The following is an 18,038-nucleotide window of genomic DNA, read 5'->3' as shown; positions in this document are numbered from 1 at the left end:
TAACATTTACAACTATCTTAGTTTGATTTTATATAAAAGAGACGTTTTGGGCACCTGCCTTCAGCTTTTCTGGTCTGAAGACAGCGAACTACATCACCAGATACCCGCGCCTTTCAGCCACGCCTATCTCGGCTGTCAGGCCTGCATTGAACTCCAGGTAATCAGCCTCTATGCCATCACTGAAGATGACGCCGTGTTCTGGCATCAGCGAGGTGACTTGCAGGCTGGCGTGATCGCGTATGCGTCCATGCACGAGATTGGTGGATGAGGTCTTGCTGGGGAAAGGTTCGCGTACGGCAAACTGCAATTCCCTGGCGTCCCAACTGCTGCTGGCTGGCATGGGGATCAGGGGTAATTCGTAGGGGAAATCATCCTCCAGCGGCTGGCAGATGGCGCTGGCACCGGCGAGTACGCTTTTCATCCAGCCTGTGGAACCCAGACCGGTAGAGACAATGATGCCACTCGATGACTGTCTTTCTTGCTGCCCATCGCTGTGTATGGTGTAGTGGGCCGAGATATGGCTTTTGGGGCCGATAAAGATATCATTCACGCCCAGCATGGTCTGGCCATTATTGAGCCTGGCCATGGCCATGGTGACTTCACGCACAGGGCGACGCTGGCACAATACCTCGGGCACCAGGCTGGGCAGGTCCTTGACTTCAAAGGGTAACAGCACACCATCCCAGCGTTGGGCATCTGGATTGACGCCGATCAGGCGCTGGCCATCCAGGTATTTCATGGTATTAACGACCAGGCCATCCTGCCCCAGGGCGATGACGATATCGTGTTCACCAAAGATCATATTGGGTACAAAGCCGCGTTCTACAATTTGCAAGCGCCCCAGGCGCAACAAGCTGGTTTCTGCTGCTTTGACACAGGCCTGGTAATTATCATGCTCAGCCTGGTAACTGGAAAAATCAGCGCCCAGATGCTCTATGTAAAACCTGGCCTGGCCGACAGTATTGTATTTGGCAATGAGTTCTTCCAGCCTGGTTTTGCGGGTGACCAGGATGATCTTGTTTTCTGTCTGGCGTTCAGCCGCCCGGTTCATCTGCATGGCCATTTCCTTTTTATGCGGGCTGGTGCATGAGTTCACGCAAGAGATCTGGCGTGATATTCAACTGGCCTATGGTCCCGGCTTTTTCAGCCAGTTCCTGGAATGCCAGGGCAATCAACTGTCCAGATTGCATATTGCCCATCGCCAGTGCCTGCAAGACCTTGGGGTCAACGCCGCTATAAGCATGCATCAGGGTCTGGGCAGCATAGGCACGGCTGTCGGCTTCTGACCTGGCGTTTTCAGTCGCCAGTTTGATGTAGGTGGTTTGCTGGCTTTCTTCGGCAATTTTGGTTTGCATCTGGGCGAGTTTTAATTCGCTTTCTTTTTGCTGTATGCTTTTTTCAGCTTCCATCTGGGTTTCACGTATCTGCCGTTTTTTGCTTTCAACGGCAATTTCGGTATTCAATTCATTTTCGCGTATGCGGCGCTCCTGCTCTACTGCTGCATTGCGGCGCTCATAAATCGCATCATCGGCACATTTGAGGATTTGTTCGCGCGCCTGGGCTTCCAGCGCCTTGGCGGCTTCTGGCGTGGGTTTCAAGGCCAGGAAACTCAGGCCCAGCAATTCCACGCCAAGTGCTTGCAGTTCCTTGCTATCACGCACAGCCACGGTAACCGCACCGCCCAGCGTATCTGCCGACTTCAGCGCATCGCGCAGCGCCAGGCTTTGCAAGCCTTTGCGCGTCAGTACCTTGACCAGATTGACGATGCGCTGTGAGAGCTTTTGCGGATCATCAGAGATGTATTGCTGGCTCACCGGGTTGATCGAGAAATTCAGCAAGTTGCTGATTTTTTTGGGATCACTGATGCGGTAAGTAACCTGGCCTTGCACGGTCACAGTTTGAAAGTCTGCGGTTTTTTCTTCAAAGATAAACGGCGTATCTTCACTCGCCATGGGGATGGCCAGCATGGTCGTCGTGGGCGCATAGTAAAAGAAGGCCAGCCCCGCGCCTTCGCGCCTGATCTCGCCATTCTTGACTTGCAGCACATAGGTGGTGGGCTGGAATTTAATGAATTTGATATTGAGCATTTGGTGTCCTTGGTATTTTTCAGGCGATATCCTGCTTGCTTGAATACAAGGATAGTTCACTTAGTTATTAATTGCAACTATCTTAGTTTTATTTTTACAAAAACATGCATCAGGTATTTTTATGATGTTAAAGCGACTATAATCCCAGGCGCTAAACCATCATTTGACTTCCATTTCCCTTATGTACCCAAAACAATTTTTTATCGAGCAATTTTCAGAGATGGGTAGCGAGCATTTACTGGTCAAGCTGTCGAGTGAAGACCTGACCGACAATGCGAAAGATGCTATCCGCGATATTTTGAAGATGCGCGGCATGTCCGTGACCGAAATAGACAGCATCAGCAAAGAAGTCCACAAGGCGCAATACAGGGTAGCGCGCGGGACGATAGAGTGCGATTTTTGCGGTAACTCTGCCCGCCATGATCCAGTACTGAACGAAGGCCAGCGGTTTTGTTCCAGGAAATGCCTGCACCGTGCCAGGGTCAGCGAGGCTGCGGTTGATCTGACCGAGGCAATGATATTGCAAGCCGCTGGAAAAATTCGTTCTGGCGCATGCCCGGTGTGCAGCAGCATGGGCAGCCCTGTCGAGATGCGCTATTCATATACCGCGATTTCATACTTCATCAAGGGTACGCACAAGACCAGGACGCGCTTATGTTGCGTCCAGTGTGGCAGGAAAGAAAATCGCGGAGGTATGCTGGTCAGTTTTTTCGCAGGCTGGTGGAGTTTTCCATCGGGACCTATCTTTACTATCGGAGCTTTGTTTGGCAACCTGAAAGCCATGTTTGAAATGCGTGGTGATGGAGAACCATCGGATGAATTGATCAGTGAGGCCAAATATCAACTGGCGCTGAGTGCGCTGGAAAAGCAAGGGCAGATGCATTGAGATTGTAGGGGACGTGCTTACAAGAAAACAATTTCCTGAGCGCCCATCCCTCTGCCATCTCCTCCTTCATCTACTCCCCCCAATTTCGAGTGCCTTCAGGGCCTCGCTCGCGCCATTCAAGCCTCTATCTATCCTCATCCACCCTTGCTCAACACCAGCAAGCGGTTATTGGCAGGCATGGCGATATCATCCTGCATGCGCATACCGTGCTGGCTTGCCAGGATAAACATGTTTTCTATATCGCGTATGCCCATATGGGTGGCTTGCTGTTTGAGTGAGGCATCGAATTGCTGGTTGCTGGCACTGGCAAATTCACCGGCATAATTGAAGGGGCCATAGATGAGGAACATGCCGCCCACATTCAGCAAGCTGGCAACACCGGCAAACATGAGTTCTACTTCTTCCCATGCCATGATGTGGCAGGTATTGGCGGTGTAGACGGCATCAAACTGCTGTTGCGGCCAGGGGCTGATACCGATATTCAATTCAAATGGCGGCAAGAGATTGGGCAAGGCAGCCTCTGCCATCCAGGCGATGATACTGGGATGATATTCCTGCCTGTCGCTGGTTTGCCATTGCAAATGGGTCAGTTGCCGGGCGAAGCTCACCGCATGCTGGCCGGTGCCGCTACCTATTTCCAGCAATGTCTTGCTGTCAGTCAGCAGCGGCGCTATGGTTTGCAGGATAGGCGTGCTGTTTCTTTCACAGGCGGCGGAAAACAATTTACTCATGCGGCTACTTTCATTTGGTGAAGGGCAAAGATTTTTTAGCTTGCTAGTATATGGCGTGTCATTAATAAAAGCGCCAGGATATTCTTTAGACAATGTCATTCATGACATCATCGCGTGTAAATACCTGCAAGTGTATTTTTTCCATCCACTTTTTTCAAAGCTTGACATTTCAAAAGGCCATGCCTTCGGGGCAAGTGGTATTCTGAAAATCCACTGTGCCAAACCCGTAGTTCATAGCTCAGCCAGTGTTGACAGGTATTTCAGATGGTGACAAATGCTGAATCGCTATTTCCTCGCTTGCCTGCTGCCCTTTTACCTTGCTTGCAATATGGCAGCAGCTACTCCCAAGTGTCCGCCACACCCCATCAGACTGGATTTTCTTGAGCTGGGTATTTACTACAAATCCGAGCGCGGCATCGCTGCGGGCAATGGCATAGACCGTGACCTGGTGGATGAGCTTAGCAGGCGCAGCGGCTGTGTTTTTAATGCAAAAGTGCAGCCGCGTGCACGTAGCTGGATAGAATTAAAAGCTGGCCGCATCGACATGATGACGGCCACGCTGAGCACACCTGAGCGCGAAGAATACCTGTGGTTATTTCCTTATGTGCGCAGCCACCATATCATTTTGCTGGGGCCATCAGCTCCCAGCACACTGCATACGCTTGCCCAGTTCCAGGCTACCCGTTCACTTAAATTTGGCGTCATCAGAGGTTTCGCGCACAGTGCCTTTTATGACCCCCTCATCGCTGAATGGACGAAGGAAGAAAGGGTGAGGACATATGCAGATGAGGCGCATCTGATCAATGCCTTGATACAGGGTGAGGTTGCCGCCGCCACCTCCTACCCCGGTGTCTTCCAGTTTTATATCAATGCCAAAGTCAACCCCAACTCTGTACGCATGGTCGACTGGGACAAGGGCAACCTGCAAGTTCAGGGTAATTTTGCCATCAGCAAAACGAGTTTCAGCCAGGCCGAAGCACATGAATGGGGCATGCTGATCAAGGCCATACAACAGGATGGCACTTTACTCAAAATCTACCGCAAATATGTAGGGGCGCATGAAGCGCAGAATATGCTGCCCTGAGGTTCAGGGCAGACTATACGATCAACTATCCCAAGGATGCCATGGTGAATGCTTTGCGTTGAATTGCATATCATGAGCAATCTTCTTTTCTCTGTAGGAGCGGCTTCAGCCGCGAAAGATTTGGCCGTATCGGGCATTCGCGGCTGAAGCCGCTCCTACAGCGCATGGCCGCTTGCAGGTAGACATTTCACGAAAATTTGCAGTATCCTGAAGCTTGATAATAATTCGATGCAGGTGATCCTTACCAGTTTGGATCATATGCACATACTCACTCTACATGGATATCAATTTTCATCATCGCATACAGTTGCTGTTTAAGCGCGAAAACACGGTCCCGGCATCACGACTGAGCAGATCAGATGTGAAGATGCATGCAGATTATTTCATGATTGAAGACAGCGCCTTTTATGAAGCGTTTCTCGACTGGCGTACTGGAGCGACTATCGACAGCAGCAAGATAGCATCCCTGTCTGCACAGACTGCCGTGTATCACCTGCGGCACAGAGATGGTTATGTGCGTGAATTTTGTCTCAGGGTTCTCATTGCACAAGAACAGCCTTCTGCCTTCAGCGCCATCGTCAACAGACTCAATGACTATGTGAGCGGCATACGCGAACTTGCCGAACTCACCATGCAGGATTGGTTAGGCAAGCTGGCTGCAGCAGAAATCATTACCGCCCTGCCCGACATCTATGCGTTGAGAAAACAGAGCAGGAGCAATGCCGAAAAAATCATGGAGTCAGTCGTGACGCGTCTGTCCAGCCCGGATAATCATGCAATGATATTGACTGGCCTGACCTCAGATCAACACCAGATACGCAAACTGTGCTGGCAACTGGCACTGCGCCTGTTTGACTGGACTCCTCTGGAGAAAGTCATGCAAGCCATTGCCACCAGGGATGTCCTGGTGACGATGGCCGCCAGCCCTGAAGTCGCCAATCTGGCTGATGATGATGTATTGATGCTGTATGGCATGCTGAACAAAATCAATTCCATGCATTTGCGGCGCATGGTGTTGCTCACAACCAGGCAGCGACAACTACGGCCAACAGATGAAGTCCTGGCGCTCGCCCTCTGGGACAATAGCTATACCGTACGCACGATGGCGAGAACGTGGGCAGGCAAGGAGGCAGAAAAACTAAGCGTCGCCTACAGGGAAATGCTGGCAAACACCCCGTTTGTGCGCAAAAAGCTGCTGGCACTGGAAGGCATACGCCAGCAAAAATCTGCTTCATCACTGGAGCTTGTTGCAAGCCTGTTGAAGGATGAACATCCCAGCCTGCGCAAGGCGGCCTTGCAAACTGCGTGCAAGATTGATCCATCCAGTTTGCCAGTGTATTTGCATGCCTGCCTGAATGATTCGTCCATGACGGTGTTCAAGCAATGCCTGCAAATTGCGATAAATTCGGGCGATTTGCTGGAGTTTACTGCACTAGAACAGTTAGCCCGGCACAAACAAGCTGATGCTGTTTTTTTCTTGCATATCCTGGACTACGCCGTGCATATTACCCCCTGGTATAGCCTGCATATAGCATCACTGACAGAGTTGGCTGATGACCAGGTAAAGACGACAATCAAGCGTGCTTTGCATTCTTTTCTTTACCATTGGTCCAGGCGTACTATTTATGGCCAGCCATCTTCCTTGCAATACCATGCCATCATGCACTGGCTGACACCAGACAAACTTGACTCACTAAAGCAAGTTGGATCCGAATTGCGCTTTGCACTTGATGCAGAAATGAGTCGACAGGCAACAGCAAGGAATAAATAATGCGCGCTATGCGCACTCTTAGCCTTGCATGTCGTATGCGTTAATTTGAGTTTACTTGCTCTTCCCTGCCAATTGCTTGCGCAGTAAATCAACAGCGACATCCAGAGCCGCATCCTTGCCAGGCTCTTGCTTGCCTGGGTCTACAAGGATATCGGGCACAAAATTCTCACGCGGAGTGCCATTCAGGTGGAATAGTTTTTCATTCGGTATGCGGACGATGAAACCCGCATGCGGCAGGCTGACTTCACCCAGTGCGCCCAACAGTCCGGCCATGCGGGTGCCGACTATCTTTGCTCTTTTCATGCCATCCAGTGCTATCGTCATGCCTTCGCCCATGCTGCCAGTCCAGTGGCCAACCAGTACAACGACAGGTTTTCTGTAGATGAATTTGCCGCGCGGGCTGACGTATTCTACCCAGCTGCGCTTGACGCCGGATTCGCGCATTTCTGACACCAGTTCATGCTTTTGATATGCCTGGTCCTGGCTGATCAAACGGCCCATCATGCCACGTGCCACGAAGGTATTACCGCCGCTGGGCGTGTCGCGCAAATCCAGTATCAGTGCCTTGCTGTTTTCCAGCTTGTCCAGTGCTTCATCAAAGGCGGCAATCAGGGCGCTATCACCCAGGCTGTTATTGATGCGGATATAGCCTATGTCACCCAGGCTGCGGCTAGATAAAGGCGTGGCCGGGCGTTCTACGCCGGGGGTGAAACTTATTTCCTGTATCTGCCCCTGTGTACTGGCGACCTTGATTTTCACGGCCTGGTTACGTGGGCCTGCGAGTGCCACACGCAAGGCCCAGTCACGCGCTACCGGGTCAGCGGTTTTCAAGCTGGGCGGGCCAAATTGCGTGACCGCCTGTGCCACTGGCTGGCCGTGCACTTCCAGCACTTTCATACCTACTCGCACACCTGCGCGCTCTGCTGCTGAATTTGCCCTGACATCAGTGATAACTGCATCCTGCCCACGCCATTCTGCCCACAGGTCAGTGCCCGTCGGCACCAGACGTGGCGAATTTGGCAGGCTGGTGGCGAGATGGGCATGGGAATCATACAACTCTGCCACAACCGCTTCCATCATGGCGACAAAATCACGCTTGCTGGTAACGGACTTGACTTGCTGGCCATATTTTTCATGTACGGCTTTCCAGTCGGTTTTCCTGGCATCAAAATAGGCATAATTTTCATCGACATACTGCCAGAAGATTTCAAAGTCCTGGGCAAAGCTGGCGGGTGCAGGCGCGGCTGTATCGGCAAAAACAGGGCTGTTGATGCCCAGCGCGCTGGCAGTTAGCAGGGCTAGCAAGAGACGAGAAAATGTACGCATGATGCTTAATATATTAATGTGTGAAGGCCAGATTTTAACTGAAAGTTCTGCCCAGCAACACTTTCTTGCGCCTGCCTTCAGAACACTTGCAGATTCTGCAGAATCTGCAGGATCTGCCAAAGCGCAAAACCCAGCAGCAGCAGGCCGCCAAGCCGGTTGATCAAGCCCAGGACACCTGCTCCCACTTGCCTGCTGAGCAAGGCAACACCTGCACTGAGCATGAGCCACCAGATTGCTGATCCCAAAAACACGCCCACTACCATCAGCCCTGCTGCCGCATGGCCCAGCACCTTGGGCCCGGCGATGCTGGCAAACACAGCAATAAACGAAATAATGGTCATGGGGTTGGCCAGAGTCAGGACAAATACTGAGATAAACGCCTTGCCAGTTTTCTGCGTACCCACGCTGGCGGCCTGCCCTTCTTCATTTTTTGTCAGCAGCAGCTTGACCCCCATCCATCCCAGGAACAGCGCCCCGCCTATGGCCAGTGGGGTACTCAGCGAGATAAAATAATCAGTCACCGCCACCATGCCAAAGGCCCCTATCGCACCATACACGGCATCGGCACAGGCAGCCCCCATGCCACTGACAAAACCGGTACGCATGCCATGTGCCAGGGTGCGCTGTATGCACAGCAAACCTATGGGGCCAACCGGCGCTGCAATCGATAGCCCTATCAACATGGCTTTGAAAAATAAACTTGCTTCCATCTTTGCCTCAGATAATCACGAACAGGCACACAGTATGAAGATTTGCAAAGCCCATTAACATGGAATAATTCAGGTAAAACTGCTACATTGCCTTCACTATTCTTGCGTATCCTCATCTGGACTTAAATATCATGGATATCGACGCCAAAGCCTGGAAAATCCTGGCCGCCCTGCAACGTGATGCCCGCATCTCATTAAAAGCACTCGCCGACGAAACCGGCCTGTCCCTGCCCGCCACCTCAGAGCGAGTCAAACGCCTGGAAGAAGCCGGTGTCATCAAGGGCTATCGCGCTGAAGTGCATGCCGAAGCCATAGGCCTGCAAGTCCAGGCGGTAGTCGGCATCACCGTCCCCCAACCTCAAAAAGCCAGCCTCATCGCGCATCTGAAATCTTTGCCCGAAGTGCTGGAATGCCTGCATGTGACAGGACAGGATTCTTTTCTTTTACGCGTTGCGACCAGAGACTTGCGGCATCTGGAAAGCTTTGTCGGGAATATCAATCATTATGGTGAGACGCGTACTTCCATCATCATGTCTGCGCCTATACCTTTGCGGGCCTTGATGCCGGTGGATACAAATAGACAGTAGCCAGCTTTTTTAGATGCTTGCGCTAAATCAAAGCCTGCATCAGAAACCGGCGGGACTAGTTCCATTGAGGAATAGCCTTTCAAATTTGTAGCGCCTAGTCTGCACTCCATCGTATTCACAATGTATATGGAGTTGGCATGCAACGCAGAACATTCATCACCAGCAGCCTGGTCACAGCAGCAGGCCTGGCTTTATCTTTCCCCACCCTGGCCCAGGTCGCTGGCGTCAACGACGCCATCAACAAGGCTGGCCGTCAGCGCATGTTGACGCAAAGACTGGCCAAGGCTTACCTGCAAATTGGCCTGGACATAGAAACGGAAACATCAAAGAAAATACTGGACCAGTCCATGTCCAGTTTTGACCGTCAACTGGTAGAGCTGCATGCCTTTGCGCCTACTGCGGATATACGCAATAATTTATCCATCATGGAAAAAACCTGGCAGGAATACAAACAGACACTGGTAGGCAAAGCACCTAATCCGGGCGACGCCAGGCTAGTGCTCAAGCACAGCGAAACCCTGCTGCACATGGCAGACGAAGTCACCACGCAACTGGAAAAGCATGCAGGCAGCAGTACGGGAAAACTGGTCAACCTGGCGGGCCGTCAACGCATGCTATCGCAACGCCTGGCCAAACTCTACCAGGCCACCAACTGGAACATCGCGCCCGGCAATACTGCCAGCAACATAGAGAGTACCCGCAAGGAATTCTCTGCCGCTATGCAAACCCTGCAAGCAGCCAGCGGTAGCAATACCAGGTTGAAAGATGAATTGCTGTTGGCCCAGTCGCAATGGGCATTTTTCGAATCAGCCCTGCGCCACAGCAATGACGGCAAACTGCAACGCCAGTCCGCCAGCAATGTCGCCACCACCAGTGAACGCATACTGGAAGTGATGGACAAGATTACCAGCATGTATCAACAACTGGCGGTTTGAATTTTTTGAAGGGCGAATGAAATCCCCTGTCCGTTTCCAGCCAGCCCAAACAAAAAACACCCCGCATACTTCCTCCATCGAACCAAACATCGAACAACCCACATGCGAGGACACCATGCACATCAGCAGCGAATCCGCCATACTCTATTTCGGCACCCCCGTCATCCTGGTCAGCACCGTCAATGAAGATGGCAGTTTTAACCTGGCCCCTATCTCTTCCATATTCTGGCTGGGCTGGCGTGCCGTTATCGGTGTGGGGTCAAGCTCACAAACCGCCCGCAACCTGAAAAGAAACGGCCAGTGTGTACTCAATCTCGCATCCGTCAATGAAGTGGCCGCTGTCAACAAACTGGCGCTGACGACAGGCTCGGATGCAATGTCCCCATGGAAGGCAGCGCGCGGTTACCGGCTGGAGAGAAATAAATTTGAACTGGCGGGCCTGACGCCGCAAGCATCAGAAACAGTGACAGCGGCGCGGGTACAGGAATGCCTGGTGCAGCAGGAATGCACCGTCGCGGCCATGCATGGCATTGCAGAAGATGAAGCCATGCTCAAGGGGGGCATCCTGACTTTCGAGTTACGCATACAACGCCTGCATGTTGATGCATCGCTACTGCTGGATGGCAACCCTGACCGCATAGATCCGGACAAATGGCAGCCGCTGATCATGAGCTTCCAGAAATTCTATGGGCTCGACAATCAGCAGCTACACGCATCGACCCTGGCTACGATACCGGAAAAAGCTTACCGCAGCCCGGATGTTGATAAGGCCAGACAGATAAGCAAGATAACTGCGCTGTCAGAGACTTAAACTTTCATCATCGACGCTGTGCGGGGCTTGGACAACAGCTCGGCAAAGACTTGCCAGCGGCTTTGTTCATCACCCGGTATGGCAAGTTTTTCTACATAGGCCTTGGTCATATCCTGACCAAGGTTGTAGTTGATGACGTAAGACCTGTGCTTTTCCATGAAGCGCAGGCGTTGCCGTGATCTGGCTTCGTCAGACAGGGCGTATTTCATCAGCATGGCGACGGCGGCTTCGGTGTCTATATCGCCATCAAGATACAGCTTGGCGACCATATTGCCAGCGTAAGTCAGCTTTTGCAGGACGGCCTGCACCTGGTAATAACGCTCAACCTTGGCCGGGTCTATGCCTGCCAGCGGGAACAGGACTTCTTTTTCAAAGGCCATGCGCTCGGCATGCGGGAAGGCGACTTCTATGCCGTAGTTGGCACTGCCCTCGGCCAGGAAAGACATGGGTGAATATAGCGGGTAGACGCTGTACTCTACCCAGGCATTGTCATTGACCAGATGCTTTTCTATGAGCAGATTAAAGACATGGTGGCCGGGGTAGCCCTCATGGCTGGCCAGGTCGATGGCGCGGCTGATGAACATGGGGAAATCGGTATTGACCTGTATCAGGCTATAGCTATTACCCTTATACCAGTTGTAGGCACTCCAGACCTGGTCCTTGACATATTCAATCTCGAAATTTTCTTCTTCTGGCAGGCTGATGTATTTCCTGGTGCGGGCGCGGGATTCATTGATGGCGGCCTTGAACACGATATCAAGCTTGTCTTGCGGGATTTCAAACTGTTTTGCATAAGTGCTGAGGCGCGTATTCAAATCACCTTCGCCCGGCAGTAGCTGGCTCAGTTCTGCCAGGATGGGGTCGAAATCTGCAGGGCTCAGGTCTGGTGAGCGGGCATCGTACAAGGCCAGGGATTCATCATCGAAAGACAGTTTATGGCCTGCAAGATGGGCGATATAGGTGCGCACGGCAGCGACATGCAGGCGCAAAAAGTCCTGGCGCAGCTCTTGCCCGGCCTCTGCTGCTGGCAGGGCTTGTGCCTGTGCCGTCAGTTCTTCTGCTTGCTGCAGCAAGTCTGCCAGGGGCAGTTTTTGCGATGCTGCCTGCCATTCTGCCGGGCCGTAATAGGCATCGACATAGCCCGGGTCGTGCTGACCAACGGCCAGGACGAGTTTGACATAGGCTTCCGCTAACTGATTGAGTTCCATGAAATGTTCTCCGCATGTATTTGTTGCAAACTTTATTACAAACTTTGTTGCCAGCATTTTACTGCTGTTGGACGCCTCTAGCTTGCTCAAGTTCAGGCTGTTTTCCTCAGTGCAGCGCACAAAAATTGACATGCTGTTCAGCTAACACTATATTGCGCTACCGCCCAAGGCTCGAGCTGACAAAAAAATGAGCCGCGGCGTCACACTGAGGATAGAGTTGCCGCCCATAAGGCAGCAGTTCGCAATCAGGACTTACGCAAAATTGTTACTGTCAGTCTTTGCTGTGCAGTCGGGGTGGTTTTGCGCAAGTCCTTACATAAAAATGGAGGATACATGGCTCTGCAACAGCTGGATGATGAACAGATACGCACCTGGACACGACGACAGAAAGACCAATGGTGGTTTGACAATGTATATCGCAAGGACATGGCGCAGCTTACCCTGCGCTCTGCCCTGACCGGTTTCCTGCTGGGTGGCATACTGGCCGCCACGGCCCTTTATATCGGTGCCAAGACTGGCATAGGTATTGGTGTTGGCCTGACTTCGGTGATTTTGTCGTTTGCGATTTTCAAGATTTTGCATAGCCTGGGCGTGACTGCCGACTACAGCATCCTGGAAAATAATTGCACGCAATCCATCGCCACTGCTGCGGGTTACATGATCAACCCCATGATTTCCAGCCTGGCTGCGTATATGCTCATCACCGGCAAGATCATCCCCTGGTGGCAGATGCTGGTCTGGGTCATGGTGGTCGCCCTGATAGGCGTGCTGGTGGCTTTCCCGCTCAAGCGTCGCTTTGTCAATGAAGACCAGCTCCCCTTCCCTGAAGGCCGCGCCTGTGGCGTGGTACTTGATTCTCTCTATACTGACGGCGCTGGTGGCGGCATGTACAAGGCCAAGCTGCTAGGTTATACCAGTCTGTTCGCTGGCTTGTACCAGATGATAGTCAGCGATGGCTGGATGCGTCTGATCCAGTTCAAGATTTTGCGCATGGATAAATGGGCAGGCATGACAGAGCCCTGGTATCTGCATGAGCGTCTGGACACTTATTACTATAACGCCGCCATCAAGCTCAACTGGTGGATACCCAAGATCATGGGTACGGACGTGCGCCAGCTGGGCCTGCGTCTGACTGCTGACGTCGCCATGTTTGGTGTCGGTGGCCTGATGGGTGTGCGGGTTGCCAGCAGCGTCATGCTGGGTGCCTTCATCAACTTTGTCATCCTGGCTCCGTGGATGATACAAAACGGCGATATCGCTGCGCGTACCCTGCCGAATGGCACGGTGGTGGCAATTTCCCGTACCGAGATTGTCAATCAATGGGGCTTGTGGTGGGCTGTGACCATGATGGTGGTAGGTTCCATGGTGGGCTTGCTGGCCAAGCCTGAGCTGTTCAAGGCAGCGTTCAAATCCATGACGGGTGGCGGCAAGAAAGAAAAAGACACTGGCCCTGATCCGCTGAAAGACATAGAAGTGCCGCTGTGGATTTCTTATGTAGGCGTGCCTATCCTGTGCGCGATTGCTGCCTGGCTGGTGAATACCCTGTTTGGCGTGCCTTACATCATGGCGCTGATTGCCTTCCCGCTAATTTTTGTATTGACCATTATCTGTATCAATGCAATGGCGCTGACTTCCTGGGCACCTATCGGTGCGCTGGCCAAGATCACGCAATTCAGCATGGGCGCGATAGACCGCAGCAATCCGGCCAACAACCTGCTGCCAGCCGGTATGACTGCAGACATCGCTTTCAATGCCTCTTCATTGCTGTCTGATATCAAGCCTGGCTATATGCTGGGTGGTAAACCGCGTCACCAGGTCATCGGGCATATCATCGGTATCGTTTCTGGTGCACTGGCTTGCGTGCCGCTGTTCTTCCTGCTGTTTTTGCCACCTGATGCGAATGGCTTGCGCAGTACGGCAACTATCGTCAGCGAGCAATTCGCCTTCCCGTCTGCCTTGCAGTGGAAGGGTGTGGCCGAGATCATTGCCAAGGGTGTGAGTGGCTTGCCGACTTCTGCCATCATCGCCATGGCGGTTGCTGGCCTGTGTGCCGTGTTCATTGAAGTGACCAATGTCATCACCCGTGGCCGCTTGCCGCTGTCTGCTGTCTCCATCGGCCTGGGCGTGGTCTTGCCACCAGAATCCTGCTTCGCGATGTGGCTGGGTGCCTTGATATTCTGGTACATGGGCAGGAAAAACCCTGAAAAAGGCACGAAAGGCCATACCTTCTGGGTAGAGGGCTGTGAAGCCATCAGTGCTGGTCTGATCTCGGGTGCGGCTATCCTGGGGATAGGTAATGCCATCATTAATGTGATGATGTAATTGTACATTTGTAGGTTGGGCTGCGGTTTACCAGCCCAACACTGGGCCTTTGCAAACGCATACGTTATTTAAGCGCCGAGTGTTGGGCTGATACCCCGTAGCCCAACCTACGAAGCGCCCCCAACCTAAGCCCCTTCCAGGTCTATGCCTGCAAATACCTCTGCAACATACCAACCAATTCACTCTTCCCCCGTAACTGAAACTCCACTGGTGCCTGGTCTATCACCAGCCTGTGGGTGAAATGCTCAATCGCATGCACGACAAAGTAGGCCTGCATCTGGCGGTCTGCAACAACAGCGACATCAGCTCGCTGGCTCAGGCAGCGTGCCACTTCTTCTATCAAAAACTGTTCAGCCTGCTTCGCAGTCTGCCGCAATTGTGCTGGCAACAAGCCTTCTTCATATAACAACCTGTGCAAACCCGGATTATGCTCATGCAGGGCAATCATGTGGCCGACGATGTCATGCAATACCGGTTCCAGCGCCTGGCTGGTCGTGCGCAGGGTTTCCAGCAGGTTTACGCTGAGTGCCAGACCTTCTGCCAGATGCTGTTCGGCCAGGGCCGTCAATATCGAATCCTTGTTGGGAAAGTATTGGTAAAGAGAACCTATTGAGACACCGGCCCGGCTGGCGATACGTGAGGTCGTGCCTGCGGCATAGCCAAATTCATCAAAAATATGAATAGCTGCTTCCAGGATGGCCTGCACCGTGACCCGGGAACGCTGCTGGGAAGGCTGTTTTAAAGGCTGGGTTATAGGTCGATTGTTAGGCCGGGTGAGAGACTGACCACGTGATTTACTCATGGCAATAAGCAGCTCCTGAATGCGAATAGACAATGTGAATGATTGTTCATATTATAGTCCTCACGATTACCGGACTGCACCATGACGATCAACAAAGCACATTCTGAACAAACTTACTGGCATTGCTACCATGACCCCGCCCTGCTGGCGCGCGTGCTGGCGGTAGTGCAAACCCGCCATCTGCCATCAACGGGAGTGGAATTGCATATAGACCTGTATCAGCAAGCAAACCCAGCAGCACCGGTGCTGATACTCAACCATGGTGGTGGTGGATATGGCGGTATCTTCGTCGGCCTGGCACTGGCATTTTATGAGCAGGGTTATACCGTGGTCGTGCCAGACCAGAAAGGCCAGGGACGCTCTGGCGGTGCCATGGGGGATTTTACGGTGGCTGAGGCGGTGCAAAACATCGTTGATGTAGCCGCCTGGGCCAGGCAGGAATTTGCTGGCCCCTTATACCTGTGCGGCGGCAGCATAGGCGGCGGCCTGACTTATGCAGCGGCAGCCGCGCTGGCCAGTCAGGGCAAACCGCCTGTAGCAGCAGTGTGCCTCAATCTGTATGACTTTGGCGACCCCGTCACCGGCCTGGCCTTTACCCGTTTTGCGGCACTGGCAAACATCCCAGGCCTGGCCAGAACATGCAGGGCCATGAGTGGCTTGCTGGCGAAACTGGCACCGCGACTGCGCCTGCCTTATCGTCCACTCGCACGCTTTGAAAACATGATGGATGAACGTGATCTGGCACTGGGCTTTTACGCTAAATGGCAAGCTGATCCTCTGACGCTGCGCACGGTCACGGCACGCTATTTCGCCAGCATGCTTGATACGGCTTTTGCGATACCGCTGGAAGCCAATACATCTGTGCCTGTGCTGGTCATGAACCAGAAACGCGACAAGATGGTCAAGCCGCAGCTGACGCTGAATTGCTACCAGCGCCTGTCAGGCAAAAAAGACTATGTGGAAATTGACTGGGGCCATTTCTCCTTGCTGCCAGAGTTCAATGCTGAGCTTGTCAATATCGGTGAGCAATGGCTGGCAAGTCTTGGCAATCCTGACCTGTAGGAGCGGCTTTAGCCGCGAAGATTTTCTATACAGGCCATGTGTGACGCAAGCTTGCGGCATTTGCTGTTCGCGGCTGAAGCCGCTCCTACATATCCTAATCCACCACTGCTGCACCTGGCGCATAGTAAGTGATTTCAAAACGTATGCCGTCTGCATCTTTCATGAACAGGGCCAGTGAACCACCCAGGTTTTGCATGGCTGGCACGTCAAACCCGGCGTCATGCATGGTTTGGCGGATTTGCATGACCTGCTCTGCCGATGTGGCACCAAAACCCAGGTGATTCATGCCTGCGCCATAGCGTTCATAGGGCCGGGTATCAGGGTGAGCCTGCAGGAACTGGAAAAAGAAACCCTCGCCATCAGTCCAGACCTGCGGCTTGGTCTCGACAAAACCCAGTTGCGGCAGCAGGCATTCATAATAAGGCATGCTGGTTTCCAGTGAAGTCACCAGCAGGCTGATATGATCTATTTTCATTTACTTGCTCCTGGCAAACTGGCCTTGCCTGTGTATTGATAATATGGATGTTGCATGCATACTCCCTGTCAATAAAGTTCACAGTATCTTGTGGCAGCAACAAGCTGACTAGCGACAAATATGCACCAGGGTATAGAGAAAAATTCACTGTAAAAACGATATGCAAAAAATTCCGGGCTTGAATGATTTACGTATTTTTGAAGCGGCAGGTCGCTTGCAGAATTTCCGTCTGGCGGGGCAGGAACTCAGTCTCACCCACAGTGCGGTCAGTCATCGCATACGCTCACTGGAAGAACAACTGGGGCTGGAATTATTCGAGCGCCAGAATGGCGTCAGGCTGACCGATGCAGGGCGTGAATTGCATGCGGCGGTCACGCTCTCGCTGGATCAGCTAGGTACGGCCATTGCCCGCATCAGTCAGCATCATCGCAGCCCGCGCCAGGTAGTGCGAATTGCCAGCCTGCCGGCGTTCGCCGCATACTGGCTACTACCCAGGCTACATGATTTTTATCTGGCCCACCCTGATATCTCCTTGCAAATACAGGCCAGCATAGAACTCGCAGAACTGGGTGAAAACGGCGTCGACCTGGCCTTGCGTTTTGGTAGCGGCAACTGGGCGAATGTCCAGGTCCATAAGCTGATGACTGAATACTATTACCCGGTAGCTTCACCAGATTTTATTGCCAGGCACCAGCCCGCCACAGTCCAGGACTTGCTCAAATTGCCCTTGCTGGTGCACGCCCACACCATAGGTGCCGGTTCATCCTGGTCTGCGTATTTCAAGGCGCTGGGTTTGCATGCCGAACAAACTTTGCGCAGCATCAGCTTTGATGACAGCAACCTGGTATTGCAAGCCGCAGAACACGGGCATGGCATTGCTTTTGAGCGTCACAGCCATGTCAGTGACAGGATCAGGTCCGGACAATTACAAAGATTGTTTGACAGCAGTTTGCAGAGCCAGAGCGACTACTATTTGCTTGCCACAAAACAAGGCCTGCAGCTTGATGCTGTGCGGTGTGTTTATGACTGGATCACGCGCCAGGGTGAGGAATTTGTAAAGCAGGGTAAGATGGAACTGGCAAAAATCAAATGCCTGAATCAACAGCAAGGCTGAGCTGAATTGTCTTCAGGCCAACATGAAATCCCGGCCTGCAAGGCCTATGATTTTTACAAGCATTTGCGGGCTGCTACAAAAAAATACAAACATTGTGAAATCTCTTGCCATCCAAATGGCCTGCTCA

General features: G+C 52.5%; 17 protein-coding genes. 9 read left to right on the top strand and 8 right to left on the bottom strand.

All coding sequences use genetic code 11. From position 1 onward, the window contains the following. Positions 1-88: 88 nt before the first annotated feature. Both DFR42_RS16885 and DFR42_RS16880 read right to left on the bottom strand, forming a co-directional pair. Positions 89-1,057 carry a diacylglycerol kinase catalytic domain-containing protein gene (locus DFR42_RS16885; RefSeq protein ID WP_245936997.1) on the bottom strand — a complete coding sequence of 323 codons (969 nt, stop codon included), beginning with the start codon at positions 1,055-1,057 and terminating at the stop codon, positions 89-91. Between the two features lie 13 nt (positions 1,058-1,070). Beyond that, positions 1,071-2,087 carry an SPFH domain-containing protein gene (locus DFR42_RS16880; RefSeq protein WP_110256176.1) on the bottom strand — a complete coding sequence of 339 codons (1,017 nt, stop codon included), beginning with the start codon at positions 2,085-2,087 and terminating at the stop codon, positions 1,071-1,073. A 181-nt stretch (positions 2,088-2,268) separates the two neighbouring features. Here DFR42_RS16880 and DFR42_RS16875 point away from each other — a divergent pair, with 181 nt between their 5' ends. Beyond that, a complete protein-coding gene (locus tag DFR42_RS16875) occupies positions 2,269-2,973 on the top strand; it encodes a hypothetical protein (RefSeq protein WP_110256175.1) in 705 nt (234 codons plus the stop codon). A gap of 134 nt (positions 2,974-3,107) precedes the next feature. Here the strand turns inward: DFR42_RS16875 and DFR42_RS16870 are convergent, their stop codons facing one another. Then, positions 3,108-3,704 carry a DUF938 domain-containing protein gene (locus DFR42_RS16870; protein ID WP_110256174.1) on the bottom strand — a complete coding sequence of 199 codons (597 nt, stop codon included), beginning with the start codon at positions 3,702-3,704 and terminating at the stop codon, positions 3,108-3,110. 274 nt (positions 3,705-3,978) lie between these two features. Between DFR42_RS16870 and DFR42_RS16865 the strand changes: the two genes are divergently transcribed. Together DFR42_RS16865 and DFR42_RS16860 are read left to right on the top strand one after the other, a co-directional pair. Continuing rightward, a complete protein-coding gene (locus DFR42_RS16865; protein WP_110256173.1) occupies positions 3,979-4,788 on the top strand; it encodes a substrate-binding periplasmic protein in 810 nt (269 codons plus the stop codon). Positions 4,789-5,065: 277 nt separating this feature from the next. Further along, positions 5,066-6,559: a HEAT repeat domain-containing protein gene (locus tag DFR42_RS16860; protein ID WP_110256172.1), complete on the top strand. Its 1,494-nt coding sequence runs from the start codon at positions 5,066-5,068 to the stop codon at positions 6,557-6,559. A 51-nt stretch (positions 6,560-6,610) separates the two neighbouring features. On the opposite strand, the gene DFR42_RS16855 is transcribed toward DFR42_RS16860, so the two are convergent. Together DFR42_RS16855 and DFR42_RS16850 are read right to left on the bottom strand one after the other, a co-directional pair. Then, positions 6,611-7,885, bottom strand: a complete 1,275-nt coding sequence (locus tag DFR42_RS16855; RefSeq protein WP_110256171.1) for a S41 family peptidase — start codon at positions 7,883-7,885, stop codon at positions 6,611-6,613. 77 nt (positions 7,886-7,962) lie between these two features. After that, a complete protein-coding gene (locus tag DFR42_RS16850; RefSeq protein WP_110256170.1) occupies positions 7,963-8,595 on the bottom strand; it encodes a LysE family translocator in 633 nt (210 codons plus the stop codon). Between the two features lie 131 nt (positions 8,596-8,726). Here DFR42_RS16850 and DFR42_RS16845 point away from each other — a divergent pair, with 131 nt between their 5' ends. The 3 genes from DFR42_RS16845 (at position 8,727) to DFR42_RS16835 (ending at position 10,928) form a co-directional block, all read left to right on the top strand. Next, positions 8,727-9,182 carry an Lrp/AsnC family transcriptional regulator gene (locus tag DFR42_RS16845; RefSeq protein ID WP_110256169.1) on the top strand — a complete coding sequence of 152 codons (456 nt, stop codon included), beginning with the start codon at positions 8,727-8,729 and terminating at the stop codon, positions 9,180-9,182. A 137-nt stretch (positions 9,183-9,319) separates the two neighbouring features. Further along, complete coding sequence (locus DFR42_RS16840) at positions 9,320-10,117, top strand: type IV pili methyl-accepting chemotaxis transducer N-terminal domain-containing protein (RefSeq protein WP_110256168.1); 798 nt, start codon at positions 9,320-9,322, stop codon at positions 10,115-10,117. Between the two features lie 115 nt (positions 10,118-10,232). Continuing rightward, on the top strand, positions 10,233-10,928 hold the full coding sequence (locus DFR42_RS16835; protein WP_110256266.1) for a flavin reductase family protein: 696 nt from the start codon (positions 10,233-10,235) through the stop codon (positions 10,926-10,928). On the opposite strand, the gene DFR42_RS16830 is transcribed toward DFR42_RS16835, so the two are convergent. Further along, positions 10,925-12,136, bottom strand: a complete 1,212-nt coding sequence (locus DFR42_RS16830) for a hypothetical protein (protein WP_110256167.1) — start codon at positions 12,134-12,136, stop codon at positions 10,925-10,927. The genes DFR42_RS16835 and DFR42_RS16830 overlap by 4 nt on opposite strands. A gap of 333 nt (positions 12,137-12,469) precedes the next feature. Here DFR42_RS16830 and DFR42_RS16825 point away from each other — a divergent pair, with 333 nt between their 5' ends. Further along, positions 12,470-14,458: an OPT family oligopeptide transporter gene (locus DFR42_RS16825; RefSeq protein WP_110256166.1), complete on the top strand. Its 1,989-nt coding sequence runs from the start codon at positions 12,470-12,472 to the stop codon at positions 14,456-14,458. Between the two features lie 142 nt (positions 14,459-14,600). Here the strand turns inward: DFR42_RS16825 and DFR42_RS16820 are convergent, their stop codons facing one another. Continuing rightward, entirely contained in the window at positions 14,601-15,260 is a 660-nt protein-coding gene (locus tag DFR42_RS16820; protein ID WP_110256165.1) for a TetR/AcrR family transcriptional regulator, read from the bottom strand. Between the two features lie 81 nt (positions 15,261-15,341). Here DFR42_RS16820 and DFR42_RS16815 point away from each other — a divergent pair, with 81 nt between their 5' ends. Next, positions 15,342-16,322, top strand: coding sequence for an alpha/beta fold hydrolase (locus DFR42_RS16815; RefSeq protein WP_110256164.1), 981 nt, complete (start codon positions 15,342-15,344; stop codon positions 16,320-16,322). A gap of 94 nt (positions 16,323-16,416) precedes the next feature. Here DFR42_RS16815 and DFR42_RS16810 read toward each other — a convergent pair whose 3' ends face one another. After that, positions 16,417-16,797, bottom strand: a complete 381-nt coding sequence (locus DFR42_RS16810; protein WP_110256163.1) for a VOC family protein — start codon at positions 16,795-16,797, stop codon at positions 16,417-16,419. Between the two features lie 160 nt (positions 16,798-16,957). On the opposite strand from DFR42_RS16810, the gene DFR42_RS16805 reads away from it, so the two are divergent. Next, positions 16,958-17,911 carry a LysR substrate-binding domain-containing protein gene (locus DFR42_RS16805; RefSeq protein ID WP_110256162.1) on the top strand — a complete coding sequence of 318 codons (954 nt, stop codon included), beginning with the start codon at positions 16,958-16,960 and terminating at the stop codon, positions 17,909-17,911. The last annotated feature ends 127 nt before the right edge of the window (positions 17,912-18,038 follow it).

The organism is Undibacterium pigrum, assembly GCF_003201815.1.
Classification (GTDB): domain Bacteria; phylum Pseudomonadota; class Gammaproteobacteria; order Burkholderiales; family Burkholderiaceae_D; genus Undibacterium; species Undibacterium pigrum.
The sequence above is the reverse complement of the archived record's forward strand: the minus strand, read 5'-3'. Positions and strand labels throughout refer to the sequence as shown.

What these genes read in the sequence shown, in the direction of transcription:
- DFR42_RS16835 (WP_110256266.1), top strand. Translation starts at nt 10,233, where the DNA reads ATGCACATCAGCAGCGAATCCGCCATACTCTATTTCGGCACCCCCGTC.
- DFR42_RS16815 (WP_110256164.1), top strand. Translation starts at nt 15,342, where the DNA reads ATGACGATCAACAAAGCACATTCTGAACAAACTTACTGGCATTGCTAC.
- DFR42_RS16850 (WP_110256170.1), bottom strand. Translation starts at nt 8,595, where the DNA reads ATGGAAGCAAGTTTATTTTTCAAAGCCATGTTGATAGGGCTATCGATT.
- DFR42_RS16805 (WP_110256162.1), top strand. Translation starts at nt 16,958, where the DNA reads ATGCAAAAAATTCCGGGCTTGAATGATTTACGTATTTTTGAAGCGGCA.
- DFR42_RS16830 (WP_110256167.1), bottom strand. Translation starts at nt 12,136, where the DNA reads ATGGAACTCAATCAGTTAGCGGAAGCCTATGTCAAACTCGTCCTGGCC.
- DFR42_RS16880 (WP_110256176.1), bottom strand. Translation starts at nt 2,087, where the DNA reads ATGCTCAATATCAAATTCATTAAATTCCAGCCCACCACCTATGTGCTG.
- DFR42_RS16865 (WP_110256173.1), top strand. Translation starts at nt 3,979, where the DNA reads ATGCTGAATCGCTATTTCCTCGCTTGCCTGCTGCCCTTTTACCTTGCT.
- DFR42_RS16845 (WP_110256169.1), top strand. Translation starts at nt 8,727, where the DNA reads ATGGATATCGACGCCAAAGCCTGGAAAATCCTGGCCGCCCTGCAACGT.
- DFR42_RS16860 (WP_110256172.1), top strand. Translation starts at nt 5,066, where the DNA reads ATGGATATCAATTTTCATCATCGCATACAGTTGCTGTTTAAGCGCGAA.
- DFR42_RS16840 (WP_110256168.1), top strand. Translation starts at nt 9,320, where the DNA reads ATGCAACGCAGAACATTCATCACCAGCAGCCTGGTCACAGCAGCAGGC.
- DFR42_RS16870 (WP_110256174.1), bottom strand. Translation starts at nt 3,704, where the DNA reads ATGAGTAAATTGTTTTCCGCCGCCTGTGAAAGAAACAGCACGCCTATC.
- DFR42_RS16885 (WP_245936997.1), bottom strand. Translation starts at nt 1,057, where the DNA reads ATGCAGATGAACCGGGCGGCTGAACGCCAGACAGAAAACAAGATCATC.
- DFR42_RS16810 (WP_110256163.1), bottom strand. Translation starts at nt 16,797, where the DNA reads ATGAAAATAGATCATATCAGCCTGCTGGTGACTTCACTGGAAACCAGC.
- DFR42_RS16820 (WP_110256165.1), bottom strand. Translation starts at nt 15,260, where the DNA reads ATGAGTAAATCACGTGGTCAGTCTCTCACCCGGCCTAACAATCGACCT.
- DFR42_RS16825 (WP_110256166.1), top strand. Translation starts at nt 12,470, where the DNA reads ATGGCTCTGCAACAGCTGGATGATGAACAGATACGCACCTGGACACGA.
- DFR42_RS16875 (WP_110256175.1), top strand. Translation starts at nt 2,269, where the DNA reads ATGTACCCAAAACAATTTTTTATCGAGCAATTTTCAGAGATGGGTAGC.
- DFR42_RS16855 (WP_110256171.1), bottom strand. Translation starts at nt 7,885, where the DNA reads ATGCGTACATTTTCTCGTCTCTTGCTAGCCCTGCTAACTGCCAGCGCG.